This window comes from Scleromatobacter humisilvae, assembly GCF_023231945.1.
In the GTDB taxonomy this organism is placed as follows: Bacteria; Pseudomonadota; Gammaproteobacteria; order Burkholderiales; family Burkholderiaceae_C; genus Scleromatobacter; species Scleromatobacter humisilvae.
This window is the reverse complement of sequence record NZ_JAJLJH010000002.1, coordinates 646625-672912: the sequence shown is the minus strand read 5'-3', so window position 1 is coordinate 672912 and position 26288 is coordinate 646625. Positions and strand designations below refer to the sequence as shown.

The 26288-nt window shown below is 68.8% G+C and carries 23 protein-coding genes; 13 read left to right on the top strand and 10 right to left on the bottom strand.

Annotation, left to right across the window (positions count from 1 at the left end; genetic code table 11):
* Nucleotides 1-56: 56 nt before the first annotated feature.
* Nucleotides 57-1337: an MFS transporter gene (locus tag LPC04_RS12305; RefSeq protein WP_275682515.1), complete on the top strand. Its 1281-nt coding sequence runs from the start codon at nucleotides 57-59 to the stop codon at nucleotides 1335-1337.
* A gap of 28 nt (nucleotides 1338-1365) precedes the next feature.
* A complete protein-coding gene (gene guaA / locus LPC04_RS12300; RefSeq protein ID WP_275682514.1) occupies nucleotides 1366-2970 on the top strand; it encodes a glutamine-hydrolyzing GMP synthase in 1605 nt (534 codons plus the stop codon).
* A 25-nt stretch (nucleotides 2971-2995) separates the two neighbouring features.
* Here the strand turns inward: guaA and LPC04_RS12295 are convergent, their stop codons facing one another.
* The 3 genes from LPC04_RS12295 to LPC04_RS12285 are packed head-to-tail and all read right to left on the bottom strand — an operon-like array spanning nucleotide 2996 to nucleotide 4944.
* Nucleotides 2996-3559: an SRPBCC family protein gene (locus LPC04_RS12295; RefSeq protein ID WP_275682513.1), complete on the bottom strand. Its 564-nt coding sequence runs from the start codon at nucleotides 3557-3559 to the stop codon at nucleotides 2996-2998.
* Nucleotides 3560-3617: 58 nt separating this feature from the next.
* The gene (locus tag LPC04_RS12290; RefSeq protein WP_275682512.1) at nucleotides 3618-4376 is read right to left on the bottom strand and encodes an SOS response-associated peptidase; all 759 of its coding nucleotides are present in this window, start codon (nucleotides 4374-4376) and stop codon (nucleotides 3618-3620) included.
* A gap of 22 nt (nucleotides 4377-4398) precedes the next feature.
* Entirely contained in the window at nucleotides 4399-4944 is a 546-nt protein-coding gene (locus LPC04_RS12285; RefSeq protein WP_275682511.1) for a glutathione peroxidase, read from the bottom strand.
* Nucleotides 4945-5069: 125 nt separating this feature from the next.
* On the opposite strand from LPC04_RS12285, the gene LPC04_RS12280 reads away from it, so the two are divergent.
* The 8 genes from LPC04_RS12280 (at nucleotide 5070) to LPC04_RS12245 (ending at nucleotide 16979) form a co-directional block, all read left to right on the top strand.
* Nucleotides 5070-5324: a hypothetical protein gene (locus tag LPC04_RS12280; RefSeq protein WP_275682510.1), complete on the top strand. Its 255-nt coding sequence runs from the start codon at nucleotides 5070-5072 to the stop codon at nucleotides 5322-5324.
* An 83-nt stretch (nucleotides 5325-5407) separates the two neighbouring features.
* Nucleotides 5408-5998 carry a tRNA adenosine(34) deaminase TadA gene (tadA, locus tag LPC04_RS12275; RefSeq protein WP_275682667.1) on the top strand — a complete coding sequence of 197 codons (591 nt, stop codon included), beginning with the start codon at nucleotides 5408-5410 and terminating at the stop codon, nucleotides 5996-5998.
* The gene (locus LPC04_RS12270; protein WP_275682509.1) at nucleotides 5995-6960 is read left to right on the top strand and encodes an LD-carboxypeptidase; all 966 of its coding nucleotides are present in this window, start codon (nucleotides 5995-5997) and stop codon (nucleotides 6958-6960) included. The genes tadA and LPC04_RS12270 overlap by 4 nt, the downstream gene beginning before the upstream one ends.
* Before the next feature lie 238 nt (nucleotides 6961-7198).
* Nucleotides 7199-9430, top strand: a complete 2232-nt coding sequence (locus LPC04_RS12265; RefSeq protein ID WP_275682508.1) for an ABC transporter substrate-binding protein — start codon at nucleotides 7199-7201, stop codon at nucleotides 9428-9430.
* 11 nt (nucleotides 9431-9441) lie between these two features.
* Nucleotides 9442-10425, top strand: a complete 984-nt coding sequence (locus tag LPC04_RS12260; RefSeq protein ID WP_275682507.1) for an ABC transporter permease — start codon at nucleotides 9442-9444, stop codon at nucleotides 10423-10425.
* A gap of 10 nt (nucleotides 10426-10435) precedes the next feature.
* Entirely contained in the window at nucleotides 10436-11899 is a 1464-nt protein-coding gene (locus LPC04_RS12255) for an ABC transporter permease (RefSeq protein WP_275682506.1), read from the top strand.
* A 2-nt stretch (nucleotides 11900-11901) separates the two neighbouring features.
* On the top strand, nucleotides 11902-13764 hold the full coding sequence (locus LPC04_RS12250; RefSeq protein ID WP_275682505.1) for an ABC transporter ATP-binding protein: 1863 nt from the start codon (nucleotides 11902-11904) through the stop codon (nucleotides 13762-13764).
* Between the two features lie 389 nt (nucleotides 13765-14153).
* Complete coding sequence (locus LPC04_RS12245; RefSeq protein WP_275682504.1) at nucleotides 14154-16979, top strand: TonB-dependent receptor; 2826 nt, start codon at nucleotides 14154-14156, stop codon at nucleotides 16977-16979.
* Nucleotides 16980-17175: 196 nt separating this feature from the next.
* Here the strand turns inward: LPC04_RS12245 and LPC04_RS12240 are convergent, their stop codons facing one another.
* From LPC04_RS12240 to LPC04_RS12210, 7 genes are all read right to left on the bottom strand, one after another.
* Nucleotides 17176-17934: a 3-hydroxyacyl-CoA dehydrogenase gene (locus LPC04_RS12240; RefSeq protein ID WP_275682503.1), complete on the bottom strand. Its 759-nt coding sequence runs from the start codon at nucleotides 17932-17934 to the stop codon at nucleotides 17176-17178.
* A gap of 150 nt (nucleotides 17935-18084) precedes the next feature.
* Nucleotides 18085-18741 carry an adenylate kinase gene (gene adk, locus LPC04_RS12235; RefSeq protein WP_275682502.1) on the bottom strand — a complete coding sequence of 219 codons (657 nt, stop codon included), beginning with the start codon at nucleotides 18739-18741 and terminating at the stop codon, nucleotides 18085-18087.
* Nucleotides 18742-18933: 192 nt separating this feature from the next.
* Nucleotides 18934-19713: a 3-deoxy-manno-octulosonate cytidylyltransferase gene (gene kdsB, locus LPC04_RS12230; protein WP_275682501.1), complete on the bottom strand. Its 780-nt coding sequence runs from the start codon at nucleotides 19711-19713 to the stop codon at nucleotides 18934-18936.
* A gap of 11 nt (nucleotides 19714-19724) precedes the next feature.
* Nucleotides 19725-19940 (bottom strand): Trm112 family protein, encoded by a 216-nt coding sequence (locus tag LPC04_RS12225; RefSeq protein WP_275682500.1) that lies wholly within the window; start codon nucleotides 19938-19940, stop codon nucleotides 19725-19727.
* Between the two features lie 38 nt (nucleotides 19941-19978).
* Nucleotides 19979-21052, bottom strand: a complete 1074-nt coding sequence (gene lpxK / locus LPC04_RS12220) for a tetraacyldisaccharide 4'-kinase (protein WP_275682499.1) — start codon at nucleotides 21050-21052, stop codon at nucleotides 19979-19981.
* Between the two features lie 52 nt (nucleotides 21053-21104).
* The gene (locus LPC04_RS12215; RefSeq protein WP_275682498.1) at nucleotides 21105-21539 is read right to left on the bottom strand and encodes an ExbD/TolR family protein; all 435 of its coding nucleotides are present in this window, start codon (nucleotides 21537-21539) and stop codon (nucleotides 21105-21107) included.
* Nucleotides 21536-22174 carry a MotA/TolQ/ExbB proton channel family protein gene (locus LPC04_RS12210; RefSeq protein ID WP_275682497.1) on the bottom strand — a complete coding sequence of 213 codons (639 nt, stop codon included), beginning with the start codon at nucleotides 22172-22174 and terminating at the stop codon, nucleotides 21536-21538. The genes LPC04_RS12215 and LPC04_RS12210 overlap by 4 nt, the downstream gene beginning before the upstream one ends.
* Before the next feature lie 424 nt (nucleotides 22175-22598).
* Here LPC04_RS12210 and xseA point away from each other — a divergent pair, with 424 nt between their 5' ends.
* The 3 genes from xseA (at nucleotide 22599) to LPC04_RS12195 (ending at nucleotide 26216) form a co-directional block, all read left to right on the top strand.
* Entirely contained in the window at nucleotides 22599-24026 is a 1428-nt protein-coding gene (gene xseA / locus LPC04_RS12205; protein WP_275682496.1) for an exodeoxyribonuclease VII large subunit, read from the top strand.
* Between the two features lie 141 nt (nucleotides 24027-24167).
* Entirely contained in the window at nucleotides 24168-24749 is a 582-nt protein-coding gene (locus LPC04_RS12200) for a superoxide dismutase (RefSeq protein ID WP_275682495.1), read from the top strand.
* Nucleotides 24750-25085: 336 nt separating this feature from the next.
* Nucleotides 25086-26216: a branched-chain amino acid ABC transporter substrate-binding protein gene (locus LPC04_RS12195; RefSeq protein ID WP_275682494.1), complete on the top strand. Its 1131-nt coding sequence runs from the start codon at nucleotides 25086-25088 to the stop codon at nucleotides 26214-26216.
* Nucleotides 26217-26288 lie beyond the last annotated feature (72 nt).

The window sequence follows — 26288 nt, the reverse complement described above, 5'->3', positions numbered from 1 at the left end:
TCGAAGACCGGCCGCACGGATGGCCGGCACGAGACAACCTCCTTCAACCAGCCACCGTGAGCGCAGACCAAGCCCCCGTCGTCGAAGCCACCGCCTCCGGCAAGCGCCAGGCGGCGATGCCGTTCATCATGGCCACGGTGCTGATCGACATGATCTCGATCGGCCTGATCATCCCGGTGCTGCCCAAGCTGGTGGCAAGCTTCGAGACGACGGCCGCCGCGCAGGTCGGGGCGTACGCGTGGGTCTCGATGGCGTTCGCCATCGCCAACTTCATCGGCTCGCCGATCCTGGGCGCGCTGTCCGACCGCTACGGCCGGCGTCCCGTGCTGCTGATCGGCTTCAGCGGCCTGGCGCTGAGCTTCTTCGTCACGGCGCTGGCCACGGCCCTGTGGATGCTGATCGCGGTGCGCCTGGTCAGCGGCGCGCTGCAGGCCAACATCGCGGTGGCCAACGCCTACGTCTCCGACATCACGCCGCCCGAGGAGCGCGCCAGGCGCTTCGGCATGCTGGGCGCGATGTTCGGCCTCGGCTTCATCCTCGGCCCCGTGCTGGGCGGCCTGCTGGGCGGCATCAACCTGCGCCTGCCGTTCTTCGTCGCCGGCGGCCTGGCCGTCACCAACTGGCTCTACGGATTCTTCGTCCTGCCCGAGTCGCTGCCGCGCGAGCGGCGCCAGCCGTTCCGCTGGGCGCGCGCCAACCCGGTCGGCTCGCTGATGCACCTGGCGCAGCTGAAAAGCATGGGCGCGCTGCTGGGGGTAGTCACGTTCGCTTCGCTGGCACAGTTCATCCTGCAGGGCACGTGGGCGCTCTACACGCAGCTGAAGTTCGGCTGGGAGCCGCAGCAGATCGGCTGGTCGCTGTGCGCGGTCGGCGCGATGTCGGTGCTCGTGCAGGGCGTGCTGGTGGGCCGGCTGACGAAGATGATGCCGGTGCAGCGGCTGGTGGTGCTGGGCCTGGTGTCCTCGGCCATCGCCTACGTCTGCTGGGGCGCGGCCCCGCAGGGCTGGATGATGTATGCGGTCATCGCCTGCAACGTGCTGGGCTTCGCGGCGGGCGCGTCACTGCAGACGCTGATCGCCAACGCCGCCGACGAGAAGACCCAGGGCCAGACGATGGGCGCCGTCGCCGGCCTGCAAAGCCTCACCGCGGTGCTCGCGCCCGTCGTCGGCCCGCTGCTGCTGCGCACCGTCGCCGGCGCCCCGCGCGGCGACTGGCGCCTCGGCCTGCCTTACTACCTGTGCGCGCTGCTGCAGCTGTGCGCCATGGCGATGACGATCCTCCATTTCCGCCGCCTCCACGCCGATTCGACGGGCACGCCCATGCCCGCGAATCCCTGACATCCGATTCCTCAACGCCCCAGCCGCCATGCACGACAAGATCCTCATCCTCGATTTCGGCTCCCAGGTCACGCAGCTGATCGCGCGCCGCGTGCGCGAGGCGCACGTCTACTGCGAGATCCATCCCAACGACGTGTCCGACGACTTCATCCGTTCGTTCGGCGCCAAGGGCATCATCCTGTCGGGCAGCCACGCGAGCACGTACGAGGACGCCGAGCTGCGCGCCCCGCAGGCGGTGTGGGACTCGAAGGTGCCGGTGCTGGGCATCTGCTACGGCATGTTCACGATGACCGTGCAGCAGGGCGGCGAGGTGGAGCCCGCGCACGAGCGCGAGTTCGGCTACGCCGAGGTGCGCGCGCACGGCCACACCAGGCTGCTCGATGGCATCGAGGACTTCATCACGCCGGAAGGCCACGGCATGCTCAAGGTGTGGATGAGCCACGGCGACAAGGTCACCAAGCTGCCGCCGGGCTTCTCGTTGATGGCCAGCACCGGCAACTGCCCGATCGCCGGCATCGCCGACGAATCGCGCGGCTACTACGGCGTGCAGTTCCACCCGGAAGTGACGCATACGGTGCAGGGCAAGGCGCTGCTCGAGCGCTTCGTGCTGAACATCGCCGGCGCCAAGGCCGACTGGATCATGACCGACCACGTCGAGGAAGCCGTCAAGCGCATCCGCGAGCAGGTCGGCGACGAGGAGGTGATCCTCGGCCTGTCCGGCGGCGTCGATTCGAGCGTGGCCGCGGCGCTGATCCACCGCGCGATCGGCGACCAGCTCACCTGCGTGTTCGTCGACCACGGCCTGCTGCGCCTGGACGAAGGCAAGATGGTGATGGAGATGTTCGCCGGCCGCCTGCACGCGAAGGTCGTGCACGTCGACGCCAGCGCGCAGTTCCTGGGTCATCTCGCCGGCGTCACCGACCCCGAGCAGAAGCGCAAGATCATCGGCCGCGAGTTCGTGGAAGTGTTCAAGGCCGAGGCCGCGAAGCTCAAGGCCGGCGACGGCGGCCACAAGGGCGCGCAGTGGCTGGCGCAGGGCACGATCTATCCGGACGTCGTCGAGTCCGGCGGCGCGAAGACCAAGAAGGCCACGACGATCAAGAGCCACCACAACGTCGGCGGCCTGCCCGAACAGCTGGGCCTGAAGCTGCTGGAGCCGCTGCGCGACCTGTTCAAGGACGAGGTGCGCGAGCTGGGTGTCGCACTCGGGCTGCCGCCCGAGATGGTCTACCGCCATCCGTTCCCGGGCCCGGGCCTGGGCGTGCGCATCCTCGGCGAGGTGAAGAAGGAATACGCCGACCTGCTGCGCCGCGCCGATGCGATCTTCATCGAGGAACTGCGCAACTGGACGGACTCGGCCACCGGCAAGAACTGGTACGAGCTGACCAGCCAGGCCTTCACGGTGTTCCTGCCCGTCAAGAGCGTGGGCGTGATGGGCGACGGCCGCACCTATGACTACGTCGTCGCGCTGCGCGCCGTGCAGACCAGCGACTTCATGACGGCCGACTGGGCCGAGCTGCCGTACGGGCTGCTGAAGAAGGTGTCGGGCCGCATCATCAACGAGGTGCGCGGCATCAACCGCGTGACCTACGACGTGTCGAGCAAGCCGCCCGCGACCATCGAGTGGGAGTGAGCGGCGAAGGCGGCTCCGGCGACGATCAGTGAGCCGCCTTGCGCTTCAGGACTTCCGCCTGGATGTCCTGGAACTGCTGGCGCACCTCGCCCTCGACCACCGACGGGCCCAGCAGCGGCGGCACCCAGACGCCCGCGACGGAGTCCGCGTGGTAGGTCACGCGCGTGGCGTCGCCGTCGGGGGCCAGCTGCGTCAGCGTGTCGTGCTTCTTCAGGGTGCCGCGGATCAGGTGCGACTGCAGCGACTCCAGCGGCCGCACGTGCACCTCGCGCTGCGATTCGAAGCTGAACGAGAAGCCGGCGTGCGAGCTGTGCCCCTTCTGCTCGATCTGCCAGACGTCGCCGTCCCTGGCCGTGATCCTGCTCGAGTCCAGGCCGTGCAGGAAGCCGGCCATGTGGTCGAAGTCCGAGAGCACGTTCCAGACTTCCTGCGGCGTGCCCGCGATCGTGATGGACGCATCGACGGCGACGACATCGCCGTTCTTCTGCACCTTGACCTGCAGGCCGCCATCGGCCGGCGCCTGGGCCCACGCCGGCGACGTCGACAGGGCCAGCGCCAGCAGGCCGGTTCGGACAATCGTGGGCATCATCGGCGGGCTCCTTGCGAAGGACGTTGGCGAGCCATTGTGACGCAGGCCACGGGCGCGGCTAGAAGAGGCTGCCCTGCGCCGGCGGCTCCGGCGGCGGCGGGGCCGGCTTCGGCGGCTTGGGCGGCAGGATCTCGTCCCTGGCCGGCGGTTCGGTGGCGGCCCTGGGCGCGCGCGCCAGCGGCGCCGGCTCGGCCAGCAGCGGGCCGGGCCAGGCCTTGAAGAAGCGCGGCGCGTCGGGCAGGCCACAGGTCAGCCAGGGCAGGTAGTCCGCGGGGTCGAGGATGACGACCATGCGCTTCTCGTCGCCAGGCTTGAACAGGCGCCTGTAGACCGGATGCGTGTCCGCGTTGACGGTGATCATCGTGAACGTGAAGAGCTCGCCGCCTTTCGGATTGCGCCAGCGCCGGTACAGGCCGGCGATGCCCATCGGCACGTCGCCATGCTGCGAGACGCGCCAGCGCACGGCCTTGCCGCTCTCGTAGCAAGGCTCGAAGACTGCCTCGGCCGGGATGATGCAGCGTTGTCCCGCGGCCCAGGGCTGCCGGAAGCTGGGCAGGGTGGCGATCGTCTCGCTGCGTGCGTTGTAGGTGCGTCGTCCGAAGGCGAGCTCCGTCGCGAAGCCGGGCAGCAGTCCGAACATGCCGTCCTCGGCGACCAGCGCCGGCGGGCCGCCTTCCTGGCCCTCGATCGACAGGCGGATGAACGGCGCCATGCCGGTCGGGAAGACGTCGTCGGGCGCCTCGTCCTTCTCGCGCTCGACGCCGAAGAATGTCAGCAGTCGATCGAGGCGCGTGACGGGGCGGTAGTTGGAGCACATGCCGCCATGCTAATGCGGCAGCTCAGGCCGCCAGCGCCGCGTCAATCGCCTTCAGCAGCCGCGCATCGTCGGGCGCGGTGTCGGGCGCGAAGCGCGCGACGACGTGGCCGTCGCGGCCGACGAGGAACTTCTCGAAGTTCCACATGACGTCCTTCGGGTCGCCCGGCTGGATGCCGTAGCCCTTCAGTTCCTCGCGGAACGGCGCGGCGCCGAGGGCCTCCGGCTGGGCGGCGGTCAGGTTCGCGTAGAGCGGGTGCTGGTCGGCGCCGAGCACCGAGATCTTGGAGAACAGCGGGAACTTGACGTCGTAGGTGAGCGAGCAGAACTGGCTGATCTCGGCGTCGCTGCCGGGCTCCTGCGCGCCGAAGTTGTTGGCCGGAAAGCCCAGCACCTCCAGGCCTTGCGCGCGCTTGTCCTCGTAGAGCTTCTCGAGGCCTTCGTACTGCGGGGTGAGGCCGCACCTGGAGGCGACGTTGACGACCAGCAGCACCTTGCCGGCGTAGGCGCCGAGGGTCGTGGGGGCACCGTCGATGCGGTTGACGGGAATGGCCTGGAGTGGGGTGGTCATGGCGCAGCTGCTAGACAGTGGAACAAGCGCGGCCATGGTAGCCAAGGCGGGATCTCGCTGCCGCGCGATGGACTTGCCGAACAGCCGCGATAATGCGCGCTTCGCCTGCTTCGCACATTCCCGCCATGAGAGCCATGCTGACCATCGGATCGCTGCTGATCGTCCTGGCCGTCGTCGCGCTGTCGATGCGCGCCCAGTTGAAGGCGACCCAGCGATCGATGGCGTCGGCGGCGGCGTCGGATGCGGCGTCGGGCGCGTTGTCCGGCACGCCGGCGAACCAGGTGCAGCAGTACCAGCGCCAGCTCGACGCGGCCATGAAGGCGGCCGCGCAGCACACGGCCGACCGGGCCGCCAGCGCCGGCGAGGACGGCAGCCGTTGAACGCGTCCACGACCGTCGACGCGGCGTCCGACCTCGCGCCGGAGGTGCCGCCGTCCCCGTTCAGCCCGGCCGAGGAACGCGCGATGCGCCAGGCGCTGGACCAGGCCCAGAACGCGTGGCTGGTGGGCGAGGTGCCGGTCGGCGCGGTCATCCTGAGGGACGACGCCGACGGCGTGCCGCAGGTCGTGGCCACCGGCTACAACCGGCCCATCACCACCACCGATCCGACCGCACACGCCGAGCTCGTGGCGCTGCGCCACGCGGCCCAGCTGCTGGACAACTACCGCCTGCCCGAGTGCACCCTCGTCGTCACGCTGGAGCCGTGCGCGATGTGCGCGATGGCGCTGATCCACGCGCGCTTCAAGCGCGTCGTGTTCGGCGCGCGCGATCCGAAGACCGGCGCCGCGGGCTCCGTGATCGACCTGTTCTCGGTGCGCCAGCTCAATCACCAGACCACGGTGGTCGGCGGCTGCCTGGAGAACGAATGCGGCACGCTGCTGCGCGACTTCTTCGTCGAGCGCCGCGCCGCCCACAAGGCACGCCAGGCCGCGTTGCAGGCGCCTGCAGAAGACCCAGCCATCCCCGTCGCCGACGTGACCGTCGACGACGCGATCCCGGTCGGCGTCGCCACCGAGATCGATCCTTCCTTCCCCGATTCCCCGGACGCGCCATGACCTCGCTGATCCTGTACACGCCCTCCGGCGTCCTCGCCAAGGGCGGGCCGCTGAAGCTCGCCGCCAAGCGCCTGAAGAAGCTGGGCTTCGACGTCGCGATCGACGAAGCCGCGCTCGCGAAGCACCTGCGCTTCGGCGGCGAGGACGACGTGCGGCTCGAGGCGATCCACCGCGTCGCGCGCGCGCGCCCGGGCATCGCGCTGGCCACGCGCGGCGGCTACGGACTCACGCGGCTGCTCGATCGGCTCGACTGGTCGCTGCTTGCCGCGAGCGTCGAGGCCGGCACGCGCTGGGTCGGCTACAGCGACCTGACCGCGCTGCAGATGGGCCTGCTCGCGCACAAGAAGGCGCCGACCTGGTGGGGCCCGCACGCCTGCGACGACTTCGGCCGCGACGAGCTCGACGAGGTGACGCCCGACTGCTTCGCCGAGGCGATGACCGGCGCGCTGGAGGCGGTGGGCTTCCGCACCGAGTCCGGCTTCGACGGCCTGGACACGCGCGGCCTGATGTGGGGCGGCAATCTCGCGATGCTGTGCTCGCTGCTGGGCACGCCGCATTGGCCCAAGGTCAGGGGCGGGGTGCTGATGCTGGAGGACGTCGGCGAGCATCCGTACCGCGTCGAGCGCATGCTGCTGCAACTGCACCAGGCCGGCGTGCTGGCGTCGCAGAAGGCGATCCTCCTGGGTGCGTTCAGCGACTGGAAGAAGTCGCCGCTGGATCGCGGCTACACGCTCAAGACGGTGGTGGCGCACCTGCGCTCGCTGGTGAACGTCCCCGTCCTCACCGGCTTCCCGTTCGGCCACGTGCCGACCAAGGTGACGGTGCCGTTCGGCGTCAAGGGCCACCTGGTGGTGCAGGGACGCGACGCGTTCCTGGGCTGGGACGAGGATCATGCGCATCACCACCCTGGCCACGACGGCCACGGCCACGACCACGACGGCCACGCGCACCACGACCACTGAACGGCTTGTCTAGGCAAGCGCTCTCCAAGCGCTGAACACGCCGGGCCCGACCCTTGCTTGCTGCACTGCAACAGGGCTGAAAACCCCTAGGGGGCGCCCTGCGGGGTGCCTTTAAAATTGGCACGCACGCCTCGCGCGGCCTCGGGCACAACCCGAAGGTTGGCGGAGGCGGTTTTGTTTTGTTGGCGAGCCGGGCGGAATCGTTCTCCGCGCCGCCGCTCGAGTTCTGGAGATCCGCATGGGCGGTGTGTTTGGTCGTTGGGGCGGCGCTGCGTGGCTCGCGGCGTGCGCCTTGCTGGCGTCGCTGGCGGGCTGCGACAACAGCCCCTGGGAAAGCGGCGCGGCGTCGCAGAACACGCTGTTCACGGCCATGCAGGAGAACTCGCCGCGGCACATGGATTCGGTGGCGTCCTACTGGTCCAACGATCTCACGTTCACGATGCAGATCTACGAGCCGCCCTACGGGTATCACTACCTGAAGCGGCCCTACGAGCTCGTGGGCAAGTCGGCCGAGGCCGTCGCGCAGCCGCGCTTTCTCGACAAGGACGGCCACGAATTGCCGCAGGACGCGCCGATCGAGCAGATCGCCGAGAGCGTCTACGACGTGCACATCAAGCACGGCATCCTCTACCAGCCGCATCCGGCGTTCGCGCGCGATGCCGCCGGCAACTTCCTCTATCACCACCTGAAGCCGGGCGAGCTCGCCGGACGCTCCTCGCCGTGGGAGTTCGAGAAGACCGGCACGCGCGAACTGGTGGCCGACGACTTCGTCTATGCCATCAAGCGCCAGGCCACCACGCGCATCACCGCGCCCGTCTACAGCATCTTCTCGGAACACGTGATCGGCCTGGCCGACTACGGCCAGCTGATCAAGCTCGAGGACGCGAAGCTGCGCGCCGGCAGCGATCCCGCCAGCCTCGACCGGCCGTTCCTCGATTTCCGCAAGTACCCGCTGGCAGGGGCGTTCGCGCTCGACAAGTACACCTTCCGCGTGCGCATCAAGGGCCGCTATCCGCAGTGGAACTACTGGATGGCGATGACGTTCATGGCGCCCGTGCCCTGGGAAGCGGAGGAGTTCTACGCCCAGCCGGGCATGGCCGTGGCGAACCTCACCTATGACATCTGGCCGGTAGGCACCGGACCGTTCATGCTGTCGGAATACCACAAGGACCGGCTGCAGGTGATGCTGCGCAATCCGAACTACCGCGGCGAGCCCTACCCTTGCGAAGGCGCGCCGGGCGACAAGGAGGCCGGCCTGCTGGACGACTGCGGCAAGAAGACGCCGTTCGTCGACAAGATCGTGGTCGTCGCCGAGCGGGAGCAGGTGCCTCAGCGCGCCAAGTTCCGCCAGGGCTATTACGACCTGGAGGTGTTCGACCGCACGGACAAGGGCATGGAGTACATCGTCGAGAAGGAGAACTCCGACGAGGTCCGCAAGGACTACGACGCGAAGGGCTTCCGGCTCGACCGCTTCGATGATGTCTGGAGCTACGTCATCGCCTTCAACATGCTGGATCCGGTGATCGGCGACGGCGCCACGCCCCAGGAGGCCGAACGCCATCGCAAGTTGCGCGAGGCCATCTCCATCGCCATCGACTGGGAGGAGTTTGCGAAGGTATTCCCGTACCGCGCCGGACCGGCGGCGATGGGCCCGATACCCGCCGGCATCTTCGGATCGCGTCAGCAGACCGCGGCCGGCGTGAACCCGGTCACGCATCGCCTGGTCGGCGGCGTGCCCGTCAGGCGTTCGATCGAGGACGCCCGGGCGTTGATGGTGGAGGCCGGCTATCCCGGCGGGCGCGACGCGGCCACCGGGCGGCCGCTGGTGCTGAACTACGACTTCTACGCGCTGCCGACGCCGGAGCGCAAGATCGAGATCGACTGGGTCGTGCGTCAGTTCGCCAAGCTCGACATCCAGCTTGAGGTGCGCGCCACCGACAACAACCAGTTCCAGGACAAGATACGCAAGGGCAAGCATCAGGTGTTCTGGACCGGCTGGAACGCCGACTACCCGGACGCCGAGAACTTCCTCGTCCTGTTCTACGGGCCGAACTCCAAGAGCCTGTCCGACGGCGAGAACCAGTCCAACTACCGCAACCCGCGCTACGACGCGCTGTTCGAGGAGATGCGCAGCCTGCCCGATGGCCCTCGCAAGCAGGCCTTGATCGATCAGATGGTGGACATGCTGCGCCAGGACGCGCCTTGGTCCTGGGGCTACTTCCCGTATTCATCTGACGCCGTGCAGCACTGGGTCTACAACTCCAAGGCCGCGCTGCTGATCCGCGACCACGGGCGCTACCTGCGCATCGACGTCGACGAGCGCCGCCGCGCGCAGGCCGAGTGGAACAGGCCCGTCTGGTGGCCGATGGTCGTGCTCACGCTGGCGTTCGCGGGCCTGTTGCTGCTGGCCGTCCAGAGCTTCAGGCGACGCGAGCGCCTGAATGCGCGCGGCGAACTGCTGCCCGCCTGAAGGTCACCCGGATGTTCTCCCACCTCGTCCGCCGCTTCCTCTACGGCGCGCTCATCCTGCTGGGCGTGAACCTGCTCACGTTCTTCCTGTTCTTCACGGTCAACACGCCCGACGACATGGCCCGCCTGAACATCGGCGGCAAGCACGTCACGCAGGACCTGATCGACAAGTGGAAGGCCTCGCGCGGCTACGACAAGCCGCTGTACGTCAACGACGCGAAGCAGGGCGCCGAGCGCCTGACCGACACCATCTTCTGGGAGCGCTCGGTCTCGCTGTTCGAGCTGCGCTTCGGCCGCGCCGACGCCGAGAGCGCGGGCGACATCGGCCCCGAGGTGAGCCGGCGCATGTGGGTCAGCGTGCAGCTGGCGCTGCCGCTGTTCATCCTGCAGGTGATGGCCAGCACCGCGTTCGCGCTGCTGCTGGTGATGTTCCGCCACACGCGGCTCGACTTCTGGGGCGTCGTCGCCTGCGTGCTGATGCTGTCGATCTCCAGCCTGTTCTACATCATCGTCGGCCAGTTCCTGTTCTCGCGGCTGCTGCGCATCGCGCCGATATCCGGCTACGTGCCGGGCTGGGACGTCGCCAAGTTCCTGCTGCTGCCCATCGTGCTGTCGCTGATCTCGCGCCTGGGCACCGAGGCGCGCCTTTACCGCGCGATGTTCCTCGAGGAGATCGGCAAGGACTACGTGCGCACCGCGCGCGCCAAGGGCCTGGCGGAGACGGCAGTGCTGTTCCGCCACGTGTTGCGCAACGCGCTGCTGCCCATCGTGACCAGCGCGGGCTCGTACCTCCCCTACGTATTCCTCGGCAGCCTGGTCTTCGAGAGCTTCTTCGGCCTGCCGGGCCTGGGTGCCTACGTCATCGATGCCATCACGAAGCAGGACTTCGCCGTCGTGCGCACGATGGTGTTCGTCGGCTCGCTGCTGTACATCGCGACGTTCGTGCTGATCGACGTCGCCTACACCTGGGTCGATCCCCGGGTTCGCCTGGGTTGAGGCCGACGTGATGCCGAAATTCGTTCTGCTGTGGACGGACTCGACCGTCTGGGCGCTGGTGGCCTTCACGATCGCCTACGCGGCGATGGTGGCGCGCTCGCCCAACCTCAAGGCCAGCTGGCGCAAGGTGTTCCGCGACGCGCCGGCGCTGTGCTCGTCGCTGATCCTCGCGCTGTGCCTCGTCATCACGATGGCCGACAGCGTGCACTACCGTCCCGCGCTGAAGCCGGCCGCGGGCGCGCCGGCGGGCAGCGTGGCCTACGACACGGTGACGAAGTCGGGCCTGGACTTCGTGCTGTCGGACCTCGTCGCGTCGCGCGAGGTCACCTACTCGCGGCCGCTCGCCTACGTCAGCTACCGGCGCGACACCGTCACCATCAACGGCCAGCCGCAGCGCGTCTCGCCGCGCCTGCTGCACGGCGGCGCGCAGCTGTCCGATCCCGAGCACCAGTGGGGCAGCGACCTGCTGTCGCGCGGCTTCACCGGCCTCGTGCTCGGACTCGCGCTGGCGGCGGCGGCTGCGCTCGCGCTGTTCGCGCTGCTCGCGCGGGCGCGTGACGCGGGCTTCCTCGACACCGCGGCCAGCGTCTGGCGCAACGAGGGCGAGATCCCGTGGCGCGCGGCGCTGTGGACGCTGGTCGTCATCGCCACACTCAGCGGCGTCGCGATCTCGCTGATGGGCGCGTACCACGTGTTCGGCACCGACACCACGGGCAACGACGTGCTGTACCAGGCGCTCAAGAGCATCCGCACGGCGTTCGTCATCGGCGCGCTGTCGACCATCGCCACGCTGCCGCTGGCCGTCGTGCTGGGCATCATGGCGGGCTACTTCCGCGGCTGGGTCGACGAGGTGATCCAGTACTTCTACACGGTGCTCTCGTCGGTGCCCAACATCCTGCTGATCGCCGCGTGCGTGCTGATGGTGCAGGTCTACCTCGACAAGCACCCCGACATGTTCGAGACCGGCGTCGAGCGCGCCGACGTCAAGCTGTTCCTGCTGTGCACGGTGCTGGGCCTGACCGGCTGGGCCGGCCTGTGCCGCCTGCTGCGCGCCGAGACGATGAAGCTGCGCGAGCTCGACTACGTGCAGGCCGCCAGCGCGTTCGGCGTCGGCCCGATGCGCATCATGGTGCGCCACATCTTCCCGAACGTGGCGCACCTGATGCTGATCGTCACCGTGCTCGACTTCTCGTCGCTGATCCTCTACGAGGCCGTGCTGTCGTACGTCGGCGTCGGCGTCGATCCGTCGATGAACAGCTTCGGCGGCATGATCAACCTGGCGCGCAAAGAGATGAGCCTCGACCCGGTGGTGTGGTGGAGCTTCGCGGCCGCGTTCGGCTTCATGGTGACCGTGGTGCTGGCCGTCAACCTGTTCGCCGACGGCGTGCGCGACGCGTTCGATCCGCGCGCCCGCGCGTTCCGCCCGCGCCTGGCCATCACGCGCCGGCCCGCGGCGAAGAGGGCGCAGGCCTGAGCATGCTGCAGACCCAAGACCTCAAGGTGGCGCTCGATGCCGAACTCGGGCTCGTCAAGGCCATCGACGGCCTCACGCTGGCGATCCAGCGCGGCGAGACCTTCGCGCTGGTGGGCGAGTCCGGCTGCGGCAAGAGCATGACGGCGCTCGCGCTGATGCGGCTGCTGCCCGAGAACGGCCGCATCACCGGCGGCGAGGTCCGGCTCGATCGCGACGACCTGCTCGGGCTGCCCGAGGCCGCCATGCGCAAGGTGCGCGGCGGGCGCATCGGCATGATCTTCCAGGAGCCGTCGACGAGCCTGAACCCGGTCATGAAGATCGGCGCGCAGCTCGTCGAGGCGATCGAGGCGCACACCGCGCTGCGCGGCGCGGCGGCGCGCGCGAAGGCGATCGAGTGGCTGCGCCGCGTCGGCATCCCCGAGCCCGAGCGCCGCATCGACGACTACCCGTTCCGCATGAGCGGCGGCCAGAAGCAGCGCGTGATGATCGCGATGACGCTCGCCACCGAGCCCGACTTCCTCGTCGCCGACGAGCCCACCACCGCACTCGACGTCACGATCCAGGCGCAGGTGCTGGACCTGCTCAAGCAACTGCAGAAGGAGCAGGGCCTGGGGCTGCTGCTGATCACGCACGACCTGGCCGTCGTCGCGGGCATGGCGCATCGCGTGGCGCTGATGTACGCCGGCCAGATCATCGAGGTCGCCCCGGCCGAGGACTTCTTCGCCAACCCGAAGCATCCGTACGCCCGCGCGCTGCTGCGCGCCTTGCCCGACGCGCGCCGCCGCGGCCAGGCGCTGCAGGCGATACCCGGCACCGTTCCCGTGCTGACCCAGGCGTTCGCCGGCTGCCGCTTCGCGCCGCGCTGCGACCGCGTGATGGCCCATTGCGCCAGCGTCGTGCCCGAGCTCGCCGGGATTCACGGCCGCGAGCAGGACGGCGACCTGCACGCCGTGCGCTGCCTGCTGTTCGCTCCTGGTGCATCGATTGCACCGGCCGCGGGCGCGACCGCACGTGTCGAGACGCCGCGTGCACCGGCACGCGCCGCGACGGCGCCGGCCGCCACCTTGCTGGACGTGCGCGACCTGCGCGTGCGCTTCCCGATCCGCACCGGGCTGCTGCAGCGTGGCAAGCGCTTCTTCGATGCGGTGGACGGCGTCTCGTTCTCGGTGGCCGAGCGCGAGACGCTCGCGCTGGTGGGCGAGTCGGGCTGCGGCAAGACGACGACCGGCAAGGCCATCGTGCAACTGCTGCGCGGCAGCGCCTCGTTCGAGGGCCACGCGCTGCTGCAGGGACGCAACCTGTTCGAGCTCTCGGGCCAGGCACTGACGCAGGCGCGGCGCGACATCCAGATCATCTTCCAGGATCCGTTCGCCTCGCTCAATCCGCGCATGCGCGTCGCCGACATCCTCGACGAAGGCATGGCGGCGCTGCTGCCCGAGCTGGATGCCGGTGCGCGCCGCCGGCGCATCGAGGCGCTGGTCGACCAGGTCGGACTGCGGCGCGATGCGCTGGCGCGCTATCCGCACGAGTTCTCGGGCGGCCAGCGCCAGCGCATCGCGATCGCGCGCGCACTCGCGGTGCAGCCCAGGCTGATCGTCTGCGACGAGCCGACGTCGGCGCTCGACGTATCGGTGCAGGCGCAGATCCTGAACCTGCTGCACGACCTGCAGCGCGAGCTCGGCGTGTCCTATCTCTTCATCACGCACAACATCGGCGTGGTCGAGTACATCGCCGATCGCGTCGCGGTGATGCGGGCCGGGCGAATCGTCGAGCAGGGCGACAGCGCGTCGGTGCTCGAGCATCCGCAGCAGGCCTACACGCGAGACCTCATCGACGCGGTGCCGCGCCTCGACTTGCAGGTCTGACCAATCCTGTCTAGGCAACTTCGCACGGTCGGGCGCTCCGCGCGCCTCGAACCGCGCCAGGAACCGGACTCTTCGCACACCTTCGCCGGACCTCGCGCAGCGGCTCCGCCGCCCGGCCGTGTCAAGCCGGTTTTCCGCCGCGTGCCGGCGTAGACAAACGGTGTCTCGCAGGTGTCTGGAAGAAATTCGTTTCGCTGCATTCTCGCAACACATTGCCTTAGGGAAAACGTTCGGTACGCGTATCAAATGGTGCGTCGGACGAGCACTCCATGGACAATATTTTCACAAGCTTTATTGGCCTGTTCATCAGCGGTTCACAGACCGGCTCAGGACTTGCTTTTCAGGCTGGGTCTATCGATCAACCTTTCCACCCCCTCAGGAGGGAATCCATGTTTCAACGTACGAAGATCTGTTCCGGTCTTCTCTTGGCTTTCGGCGGCACCCTGCTGTCCGTCGCCCCGGGCGCCTTCGCCCAAGACACCACTGTCCAGCGCGTGGAAATCACGGGCTCGTCGATCAAGCGCGTTGATGCCGAGACTTCCGTTCCCGTCACGGTCATCACGGCCGATGAACTGAAGAAGGCTGGCGTGACCAGCGTCGAGCAGGCCATCCAGCAAGTCAGCGCGGTCCAGGTCCAACAGACCTCCGCTCAAGCGGTTGGTGCCGGCACCGGTGGTGGTTCGTACGCCGACATTCGCGGCCTGGGCTACAACAAGACCCTGGTGCTGCTGAACGGCCGCCGCATCGCCAACAGCGCGTTCACCGCGTCGGCCCCTGACCTGAACACGATTCCCTTCGCTGCGGTCGAACGCGTCGAAGTGCTGCGTGACGGCGCCTCCGCCCTGTACGGCACGGACGCCATCGCCGGCGTTATCAACTTCATCACCCGCAAGGACTACCGCGGCGGCACGATCACCCTCGGCGTGGATGCGCCGCAGCACCCGGGCGGCGCGCAGCACGAGGCACAGATCGGCTTCGGCGCCGGCGACCTGGACAAGGACGGCCTGAACATCTACGGCTTCGTCGGCTTCCAGCAGCAACAATCGGTCGCCGCCGGCCAGCGCCATTTCGCGCCGCACGCCGTGACGTCGAGCACGACCTTCCCCGCCACGGTCTTCTACGGCCAGGCAGGCGGCGGCGCGGGCAAGGGCATCGGCTACACGCCTTTCGCCGGCCCGGCTGGCTGTACCGATCCGACGCTGGTCGTTTCCTCGGATATCCGTTGCGGCGAAGACACGGCGACGTTCGTGGACTACATCCCGGCCTCGCAGCGCCTCTCGGGCTTGCTGAGCAGCTCGTTCAAGATCAATTCGAACAACACGTTCAAGCTCGAAGCGTTCGTCGCCCACAGCCTGGTCAAGGCCAAGATCGCGCCGGTGCCGTACGCGCCGGTCTTCATCGACCCGAGCAGCCCGTACTACCCGGGCGCCGGCATCACCCCGCTGCCCGCGGGCGCGGTGCTGGATCCGGATCAGGTCGATGCTGCCCCGGGTTCGCTGTTCTCGCGCGCCGGCGACGGCACCCTGAACGAAGGCCGCATGGTCACCCGCTTCCGCGACCTGGTCAACGGCTACCGCGAAGACGACAACTCGACCAACCAGGGCCGTTTCATGGCCTCGCTGGAAGGCACCGTCGGCGATTGGGACTACGACGTCGCCGTCACGCTGAACACGACGCACACGCAGGACTTGCTGGTGCACGGCTATTCGGATGAGGATCTGCTCGCCACGGCCGACCTCAACCCGAATTCGGCGACCTACGGCTACTACGTCCTGAATCCGGCCATCAACCCGTTCGGCGCCCAGTCCGCCGCGGGCGCTGCCGTCCTGCACAACGCCGTCAAGGAAGGCATCGTGCAATTCGGCGACGGCACGGTCAAGGACGTGGACGGCCACGCCAGCCGCGACCTCGGCGACTGGCTGCACGCCGGCCGCCCGGCCGCGATCGCCATCGGCGGCGAGTACCGTGACGAGAAGTTCCTGAACCGCGCCAACACGGAGTACGCGGCGCAGGTCGAGGCCAGCACCGGTATCGATCCGAACACCTACAACGCCGGCAAGCGCCAGGTGTATGCAGGGTACGCGGAACTGAACGTGCCGATCCTGAAGACTCTCGACGTGACGGCCGCTGTTCGCTACGACCACTACAGCGATTTCGGCAGCACCACGAATCCGAAGTTCGGCTTCCGCTTCCAGCCCGCCAAGGCGATCCTGCTGCGCGGTTCCTACTCGACGGGCTTCCGCGCGCCGTCGCTGTATGAACTGAACGCTGCCCAGGCGTACACGAACTCGGACTCCGGCGTCAGCGACCCGGTCAACTGCGGCAAGAACGCCGCGGGCCAGCCGGTCGCGTTGAACGGCTTCAACCTGAACGACGTCTGCAGCTACCTGGCCAAGACGTTCCCGGCGCCGAACGACAAGGATACGAACGCGATCCAGTTCATCGACAAGACCGGCGGCAACACGCACCTGCAGGCCGAGAAGTCGAAGAACGCGACCTTCGGCCTGGTGCTCGAGCCCATCAACAACCTGACGACCGAGTTCGACTTCTACGACATCCTGATCACCAAGGAAGTCGGCGTCCTGCCGGACTCGTACCTGTACTCGCCGGCCGGCTACGCGGCGTTCCCGGGCAACTTCCACTACACCGCGGGCGGCTCGCTGTCGCAGAATCCGCAGAGCTGCCCGAATTGCGGCTACGTCGATGCCCTGAACCAGAACATCGGTTCGGTGCGCACCAACGGCGTGGACGTCGCGATCGGCTACAAGGCCAACGCGGGCGCGCTGGGTCGCTTCAACTTCGAACTGCAATCCACCTGGGTGCATTCGTACAAGTACCAGCTGTTCCAGGGCGGTGGCTACACGCAGAACGTCGGCATCTACTCGCAAGGCAACGGCGAGCCGGTCTTCCGCTGGCAGCACAACGCCACGATCGACTGGAACCTCGATCCGTTCTCGCTGGGTCTCGCGATCCATCACAAGTCGAGCTACGTCGACTTCACGCCGACCCGCAACGTCAGCGCGTACACGACGGAAGACCTGTACGGCACCTACGCGATGTCCAAGGGCTTCTCGTTCACCGTGGGCGTGAAGAACCTGTCCGACCGCAACCCGCCGTACACGAACTACACCGGCAAGTTCCAGCAAGGCTACGACCCGCGTTACACCGACCCGACGGGCCGTACCTACTACGCTCGCGGCACGTACTCGTTCTAAGCGAGCCGCCGGAATCCGGGATGCCTTCGGGCATTCCGGCGTCCAGCAAGGGCGCGAAACATCCTCGGATGGTTCGCGCCTTTTTTCATGGCCCGCGCGTCCGCGCAGCCAATGAAGAACGGCCCCTCGCGTCGCGAGGGGCCGTTGTCGTTTCAGCGGCCGGGAAACCCTCCCGGGCCGGCAAGCCTGAAGACGCTCAGCGCGGGGCGAGGCGGATCGCGCCGTCCAGGCGGATCACTTCGCCATTGAGCATCTCGTTGGTGACGATCTGGTGCACGAGCTTCGCGTAGTCGACGGGCGTGCCCAGCCGGCTGGGGAAGGGCACGCTGGCGGCCAGCGCGTCCTGCACCTCTTGCGGCATGCCGAACAGCATCGGCGTGCCGAAGATGCCCGGTGCGATCGTCATGTTGCGGATGCCCGTCTTGGCCAGGTCGCGCGCGATCGGCAGCGTCATGCCGACGACGCCGCCCTTGCTCGCGGCGTAGGCGGCCTGGCCGATCTGGCCGTCGTAGGCGGCCACGCTGGCGGTGCTGATCAGCACGCCGCGCTCGCCGGTGGATTCGGGTTCGTTGGCGCTCATCGCCTCGGCCGCCAGACGGATCATGTTGAAGCTGCCGATCAGGTTGATCGTCACGACCTTGGAGAACAACTCAAGCGCGTGCGGGCCCGTCTTGCCCACAGTGCGCGCCGCCGGCGCGATGCCGGCGCAGTTGACCAGGCCCATCAGCTTGCCCAGGCCCTTGGCGGCCTCGACCACGCGGCGGCCGTCGGCCTCCTGCGTGACGTCGCAGCGCACGAAGGTCTGGCCCAGTTCGGCGGCGATGGCGTTGCCGCGTTCCTCCTGCAGGTCGGCCAGCACCACCTTGGCGCCGTTGGCCACCAGCATGCGCGCCGTGCCTTCGCCGAGGCCCGAGGCCGCGCCGGTGACGATGAATACCTTGCCCGAGATTTCCATGCTTGCTCCTGTGCCGGCCGGGCCGGCTGGATTGACGTTAACGTAAACGTCAATTGTCGCCGGAAAGCGGCGCAAGGCAAGGGGGCGGGCCCACCACGAAAAAGCCCGCGACGTCGCCGGCGCGGGCTTGCAGCCTGCGCGCGGGAACGCTCAGTTTTGCAGGGCGTCCAGCGCGCGCCGGGTGATCTCGTCGACAGTGCCGGTGCCGCTGATCTTGCGGACGCGCGGCGCCTGCGCGTCGCCCGTGGCGGCCCACTTCGAGTAGTAGGCGACGAGCGGCTCGGTCTGCTCGTGGTAGGTGGCCAGGCGCTTGCGCACGATGTCCTCGGCGTCGTCGGGACGCTGCGTCAGCGGCTCGCCGGAGACGTCGTCCTTGCCTTCCACCTTCGGCGGATTGTTGTGGATGTGATACGTGCGGCCGGAGGCCTGGTGCACGCGGCGGCCGCTCATGCGCTCGATGATCGCGGCGTCGGGCACGTCGATCTCGAGCACGAGGTCCAGCTTGACGTTGGCGGCCTTCATCGCGTCGGCCTGCGGGATGGTGCGCGGGAAGCCGTCGAACAGGAAGCCGTTCTCGCAATCGCACTCGGCGATGCGTTCCTTGACCAGCGAGATGATCAGGTCGTCGCTCACCAGGCCGCCGCCGTCCATCACCTGCTTGGCGGCCAGGCCCAGCGGCGTCCCGGCCTTCACCGCGGCGCGCAGCATGTCGCCGGTGGAGATCTGCGGAATGCCGTATTTCTGGCAGATGAACGCCGCTTGCGTTCCCTTGCCGGCGCCGGGAGCGCCCAGAAGAATCAATCTCATCGCTTGCCTCTAAGGTCGAAAATTCTTTTTCGCACGCCTGATATTCGAAATCGGCCAGAGGCCGTTATTCAGGCTGCCAGGGTGCCGGGATTACTCGACAGAATATCACGCGCACCCCGACGGAGCCTTACTGCACCATCGTGGATCGATGATGACGATGCGCGGAAATCCGCGGTGCGCGGATGTCGCCCGTCAGTCCGTGGCGCCCGCCAGCAGCGCCCGCACGCGGGCCAGATCTTCGGCGGTGTCGACACCGCCCGGCGGGGCATGCGGCGCGATGTGCACGACGATGCGCTCGCCGTGCCACAGCACGCGCAACTGCTCGAGCGACTCGAGCCGCTCCAGCGGCGCCATCGCCAGCGTCGGAAAGGTGCGCAGGTAGCCTGCGCGATACGCGTACAGGCCGATGTGGCGCAGCGCGCCGACGTCCTGCGCGCCCGCGACCGGCAACGCGGGCTGTCCGGGCGACGACGCGTCGCGCCACCACGGCAGCGGCGAGCGGCTGAAGTAGAGCGCGCGGAACTTCGCGTCGAGCACCACCTTGACCACGTTCGGATTGGTGAAGTCGGCGGCGTCATCGATCGCGTGCGCCGCCGTGGCGACGACGGCCTCGCCGTCCGTCTCGAGCAGGCCCGCGCACTGGCGGATCAGCGCGGGGTCGATCAGCGGCTCGTCGCCCTGCACGTTGACGACGATGTCGCCGCCGTCCAGGCCCAGCAGCGTGCAGGCCTCGGCGAGGCGATCGCTGCCGCTGGCGTGGTCGACGCGGGTGAGCACGGCCTCGACGCCGTGGCGCCGGCAGGCCTCGATCACGCGCGCGTCGTCGGCGGCCACCACGACGCGCAACGCGCCCGAGCGCGCGGCCTGGCGCGCGACGCGCACCACCATCGGCAGGCCCGCGATGTCGGCCAGCGGCTTGTCGGGCAGGCGTGTCGACGCCATGCGCGCCGGAACGAGGACGCTGAACGTCACGGCCTCGCGCCTCAGGGAACGAGTTGCGGCGCCGGCGTGGCGGCGGTCGCGAGCGGGCGCGCCTCGCTCTCCAGCATCACGGGGATGCCGTCGTGGATCGGGAACGCCAGCTTGTCGGCCGGGCACTCGAGTTCGACGAGCCGGTTGTCGGCGTCGCGGCCGGCTTCCAGCGGGCCCTTGCAGAGCGGGCACACGAGCATGGCGATGAGTCGATGGTCGAGGGTCATGATGGGGGCGCCGGCGGTCCCGGCGGGGGCAAGGTGTTTCAGGCGGAGCGGGGTCGCGCGGGCAGCGCGTCGCGCAGCGCGCGGGCCAGGTCGTCCGGCAACCCGAAGTCTAACGTGGCGACCCAGACCCGCGTCCGGCCGAGCGGGCGCCGCGCGAGCTTGACGGCGTCCTTCTCGGTGACGATGACGTCGTCGGTGCCCACAGGCCAGGGCAGGGGATCGAAGCTCGCGTGGTCGGTGAGCGGCAGCCGCGCGATCGCCAGGCCCTCGGCCTCGAGCATCGCGAAGAAGCGCTCCGGGTCGCCGATGCCGGCGGCGGCCAGCAGCGGGCGTCCGCGCAGAGCGAGCAGCGCCTCGCGCGTTGCCGTTGCGCCGCGCGACCAGTCCGCCAGCGACAGCGCGCCGCCCAGACTTCGCCGTGCCTCGAAGCAGCGCTCGCGCGGCGCGGGCAGCGCGCGCGCGGGCGGCGCGGGCCAGCGGCCGTTGACGAGGATGAAACGGGGTGGGGTATCGGCCCCGGTCGGCCAGATCGCGTCCGCGCGTTCGCGCAACGGGCCCGCCGGCAGCGGCCAGCCGTTGCCGATGCCGCGCCCGTCGAACACGACCAGCTCGATGTCGCGCGCCAGCGCGTGATGCTGCAGGCCGTCGTCGGCGACGATGACGTCGACCTCGGGATGCGCTGCCAGCAGCCCCAGCGCGGCCTCGCGGCGCTGCCGCGCGACGGCCACCGGCGCGCCGGTGCGAAGGTGCATCAGCAAGGGCTCGTCGCCGAACGCGGCGGGGGTGGCGGCGTCGGCCGGCGTCGTCGCATCGAGCAGCAGCGCGCCAGCGTCGGCGCGGCCATGGCCTCGGCTGACGATGCCGGGCGCCAGGCCCCAGCTGCGCAGCAGCGCCACGAGCGCGATCACGGTGGGCGTCTTGCCGGCGCCGCCGACGATCACGTTGCCCACGACGATCACCGGCACGGGCAGCGGCTGCGCGCGCGCGCCGGTGCGGCGCCGCGCGGCGACGGCGCCGACGACGCCGGCCGACGGCGCCAGCAGCGCGGTCAGCGGCGTCAGGCGAGGGCGCCACCAGTGGCGCTGCAGGAGTCGGGCGAACGCTGCGGTCATGGAAGGACGCGTCGCGCCGTCGGCCCTCCGCGCGCGGCGGAGGGTTGCCGTGTCATTGCTGCTCGGCGGCCGCGCCGTTGGCGGTCTGCGCGGCGAAGGTCATGCGCGACAGGCCGGCGCGGCGCGCGGCGTCCATCACGTTGATCACGGCCTGGTGCGTGGACATCGCGTCCGCCGAGATGATCAGGAACGGCTCCTTGCGCGACTCGGTCGCCGTGCGCAGCGCGGTCGTCAGCGCATCGACGTTGCGGCCGTCGACGGCCTGGTGGTCGACCGTGTAGCGTCCGTCGGCCGCGACCGCGACGATGATCTCGGCGGGGCGGTCGCGCGAGGCCTCCGCGTTGGCGCTCGGCAGCGTCACCGACAGCTCGGTGAACTTCGAGTACGTCGTCGACAGCATCAGGAAGATCAGGATCACCAGCAGCACGTCGATGAACGGGATGAGGTTGATCTCGGGATCCTCCGGACGAGGCTTGCGGAAGTTCATTTGGTCTGGCCCGGACGCGTCGCCGCCACGCGCATCAGCTGCGTCAGCAACTGCTCGGACGACTGCTCCAGCGTGTGCAGGTAGTCGTCGACGCGGCCGCGGAAGTAGCGGTAGAACATCAGCGACGGGATCGCCACGATCAGGCCGGCGGCCGTGTTGTACAGCGCGGTGGAGATGCCGTGCGCGAGTTCGGCGGGATTGGTGTTGCCACCGCCTTGCGAGCCGAAGATCTCGATCATGCCGACCACCGTGCCGAACAGGCCCAGCAGCGGCGCGGCCGCGGCGATGGAGCCGAGTGCGTTGAGGTAGCGATCCATCTTGTGCGCGGCGTCGCGGCCGGCGCCCTCGAAGGTCTGGCGCAGCTGCACTTCGCCGACGCGCGGGTCGACGGCCAGCAGCTTGAGGCCGGCGGCGAGCACGCTGCCCAGCAGCGAGTTCTCGGCCAGCTTGGCGACCACGTCGGCCGGCGGCAGGCCGTTGCGGGTGACGGCGATCACCTCGCCCAACAGGTAGCCGGGCGCGATGCGCGCGGTGCGCAGCGCCATGAAGCGTTCAACGATGAGCGCCACGGCGGCAATCGAGCAAAGAATCAGCGGCCAGATCGGCCAGCCGGCCTCTTGTACGATCTTGAGCAAATCAACCCCTTCGACATGTGAAAGCGCCCTGGGCGCAAGCGCGGATTATGGCTTGAGAAGCCGGGCCGCAATCCCGCCGGACCGCCGGCGCGCGGCGAAGAATCTTGCAACACGACGTGAGCGCGGCGCCGTTGCCGTGGCATCGTTGCGGCCGGGCAAATGAGGACGGATCGGCGACTTGTCCACCCATCCACACGATCTGTGGAAAACTTTGTGGGTAACTGGCCCTGGCGGGCCCGGAACCCGCCAATTCCGGCCCTCCGGGCTGGCTTGCTTAAAAAGTAGGCACTTAAAAAGTGATAAGAATCAATCACTTATGTGATAGCGACGGCGCCGCGACGGCATTGCCCGCTCGCCCGCGCCATCGGCAAAATTGTGGAGTACTAGGGTTTTTCCCCTCGATTTGTGGCATGGGGAGGTGTTGATGGCCGATCCGTTCGCGGTGCCGGGATTCGAACGCGCGAGGGCGCCCGGGAGCGGCCCGGCACTGCCCGCGCGACCCTCGGCCTGGAGCGTCTCGGCACTGCTGCTGGCTGCCGGCGACGCGTTGGCGGCGCGCTTCGGCGCGGTGACGGTGCGCGGCGAGTTGAGCGGCAGCACGCGCGCCTCCAGCGGCCATTGCTACTTCACGCTGAAGGACGCCTCCGGCGGGGCCGGGGCGCTGCGCTGCGCGATGTTCAAGCGCGCCGCGGCGCTCAGCAACGTGCCCTTGCAGGACGGCCTGCAGGTGGAGTTGCGCGGCCGGCTGGCGGTCTACGAGGCGCGCGGCGAGTTGCAGATGGTCGTCGAGTCCATGCAGCGCCTGGGCGCCGGCCAGCTCTACGAGGAGTTCCTGCGCCTGCGCGCGCGCCTCGCGGCCGAGGGCCTGTTCGACGCCCAGCGCAAGCGGCCGCTGCCGCCGTTCGTGCGTACGGTCGGCGTCGTGACGTCGACCGCCGGCGCCGCGCTGCACGACGTCGTGGCGACGCTCGCCCGGCGCGCGCCGCACGTGCAGGTGATCGTCTACCCGAGCCTGGTGCAGGGCGCGGAGGCGCCGGCGGCGCTGGTGGCCGCGCTGGCGCAGGTCGAGCGGCGCGACGAGGTCGACGTGGTGCTCGTGTGCCGGGGCGGCGGCTCGCTGGAGGACCTCTGGGCCTTCAACGACGAGCGCGTCGTGCGGGCGCTGGACGGGATGTCGCGGCCGGTGGTCAGCGGCGTTGGCCACGAGACCGACGTCACGCTCGTCGACCTCGTCGCCGACCTGCGCGCCGCGACGCCCACCGCCGCGGCCGAGTCCGTGGCGGTCGAGCGGGCCGTCGTGCTGGACGCGCTGACCGCCTCGGCGCGCCGCCTGAGCGCGCGCGTCGAGCAGCGCCTGCAGGCGCATGCGCAGCGGCTGGACACCGCGGCCGCGCGCCTGGCGCGTCCGGCACAGGCGCTGGGCGCGTGGCGCCAGCGCCTGCAGCGGCTGGAGTCGCGCCACGCGGCGGCGCTGCGCGCGCGCTGGCAGGCGCTCGCACGCGCGCAGGAGGCGCTCGGCGCGCGGCTGGCGAGGGCCGGCGAGCGGGTCGTCAACGCGCGCCGCGAGCGTCACCAGTCGCTCGGTGCGCGCTTCGTCCGCGCGGCCGAGCGCACGCTGGCGCGCCACGGCGACACGCTGCGCCGCCACGAACAGGCGCTCGCCAACCTCGACCCGCAGCGCGTGCTCGAGCGCGGCTACACGCTGCTGGAGTCGCGCGACGGCCGGGCGCTGGTGTCGGCGGGGGCGCTGCAGCCGGGGCAGGACGTCGTCGCCGTGCTGCACGACGGGCGCGCCGACCTGCGGGTCGAACAGGTGCTGGTCGACGCCGAGGGCGGGGTGTCGGGAGAATGAATCTCGCGCAAGCCGGGATTTAGCCCCGGATCGGCGCTTGCCCCGAAAGTGCTGCCTACAATCCGCCGAGAGCGCCTACCGCCGGATCGGTCGAGCGCCCGTCTGATTCGAACAAGCAAACAAGCCAGAAAGGTCAAGCCAATGGAACACACTCTGCCGCCGCTGCCGTACTCGCACGACGCCCTCGCCCCGCACATGAGCCGCGAGACGCTCGAGTACCACCATGACAAGCACCACAACGCCTACGTCACGCAGCTGAACAACCTGCAGAAGGGCACCGAGTTCGAGTCGCTGTCGCTGGAGGAGATCATCAAGAAGGCCTCGGGCCCGATCTACAACAACGCCGCGCAGATCTGGAACCACACGTTCTTCTGGAACTGCATGAAGCCCGCCGGCGGCGGCGAGCCCAAGGGCGCGCTGGCCGACGCGATCAACGCCAAGTGGGGCTCGTTCGCGGCGTTCAAGGAAGCATTCCAGAAGTCGGCCGTGGGCAACTTCGGCTCGGGCTGGACGTGGCTGGTCAAGAAGGCCGACGGCTCGGTGGACATCGTCAACATGGGCGCCGCCGGCACGCCGCTGACGACTGCCGACAAGGCGCTGTTCACGGTCGACGTGTGGGAGCACGCGTACTACATCGACCACCGCAACCTGCGTCCGAAGTTCGTCGAGACTTACCTGAACTCGCTCGCGAACTGGGATTTCGCGGAAGCCAACTTCGCCTGATCGGCGCGTTTCGCGCCCGACGCAAGAGGCGGCCTGCGGGCCGCCTTTTTTCTTGCCGGCGCCGATAGTCGCCGTGCACCGGAAGTGCCCGCGCATTCGATGTTTCGGGGCGCGATGCACGGGAATGGTCTGTCAACGAAAGGCGCGGCCGGGCGTTGCGACGCCTTGCGGCGCCAGCGGCTTGCAGATCTTCTGCGGACCGCCCGGACCACCGTTGTTCATTCGGTGAAATGTGGGTGATCCCGATAGGGCGCCGAGTGCTTTTTGGAGTATCTTCACGGCCGTTGAGGTCATCCATTCGTCACACTCAACTTTCCCCCAACCGGAGGTTTGTACATGCAAGTGAAACTGAACATGATCGTCGCCGCAGCCGCTGTGCTGTGCGCCGGCGCGGTCCAAGCTGAAGACATCACGGTCCGCATCGGCCACGTCGGTCCCGTCTCGGGTTCGCAGGCCCATTACGGCAAGGACAACGAAAACGGTGCCCGGATGGCCGTCGACGACCTGAACAAGGAAAACGTGATGATCGGCGGCAAGCACGCCAAGTTCGAGCTCGTCGCCGAAGACGACGCGGCCGATCCGAAGCAGGGCACCGCCGCCGCCACGAAGCTGTGCGACCAGAAGGTCAACGGCGTTGTCGGCCACCTGAACTCCGGCACGACCATCCCCGCGTCCAAGATCTACAACGCGTGCGGCATGCCCGAGATCACCCCCTCGGCCACCAACCCCGCGCTGACCAAGCAGGGCTTCAGCAACGTGTTCCGCCTGCTGGCCAACGACAACGCCCTGGGTTCGGGCCTGGCGCTGTACGCGGCCGACGCGCTCAAGCTCAAGCGCATCGCCATCATCGACGACCGCACGGCCTACGGCCAGGGCGTGGCCTCGGTGTTCAAGAAGGCCGCGGAAGCGCGTGGCATCGAGATCGTCAGCGAGCAATACACCAACGACAAGGCCACCGACTTCATGTCGATCCTGACGGCCATCAAGTCGAAGAACCCGGATGGCATCTTCTACGGCGGCATGGATCCCCAGGCCGGCCCGATGCTGCGCCAGATCGAGACGCTGGGCATGGCCAACGTCAAGTTCTTCGGCGGCGACGGCATCTGCACCGAGAAGCTGATGGAACTGGCCGGCGGCGCCAAGACGCTCGGCAACGTGGTGTGCGCGCAAGGCGGCGTCTCCATCGCCAAGATGCCTGGCGGCACCGAGTGGAAGAAGCGCTACGACGCGAAGTACCCCGGCGACTTCCAGGTCTACTCGCCGTACACGTACGACGCGACCATGGTCCTCGTCGACGCGATGAAGCGCGCCGGCTCGTCCGACCCGAAGGTCTACCTGCCGTTCCTCGCCAAGACGAACTACAAGGGCGTGACGACCACGGTGCAGTTCGAAGCCGACGGCGAACTGAAGAACCCGGCCATGACGTTCTACGCCTACAAGGACGGCAAGCAGATCGCCCTCAACTGAGGCGCGGCTGCGACTGCCAAGAGGGGCTCCGCGGAGCCCCTTTTTCATGAGAGCTCGGATACGCTACAGGGT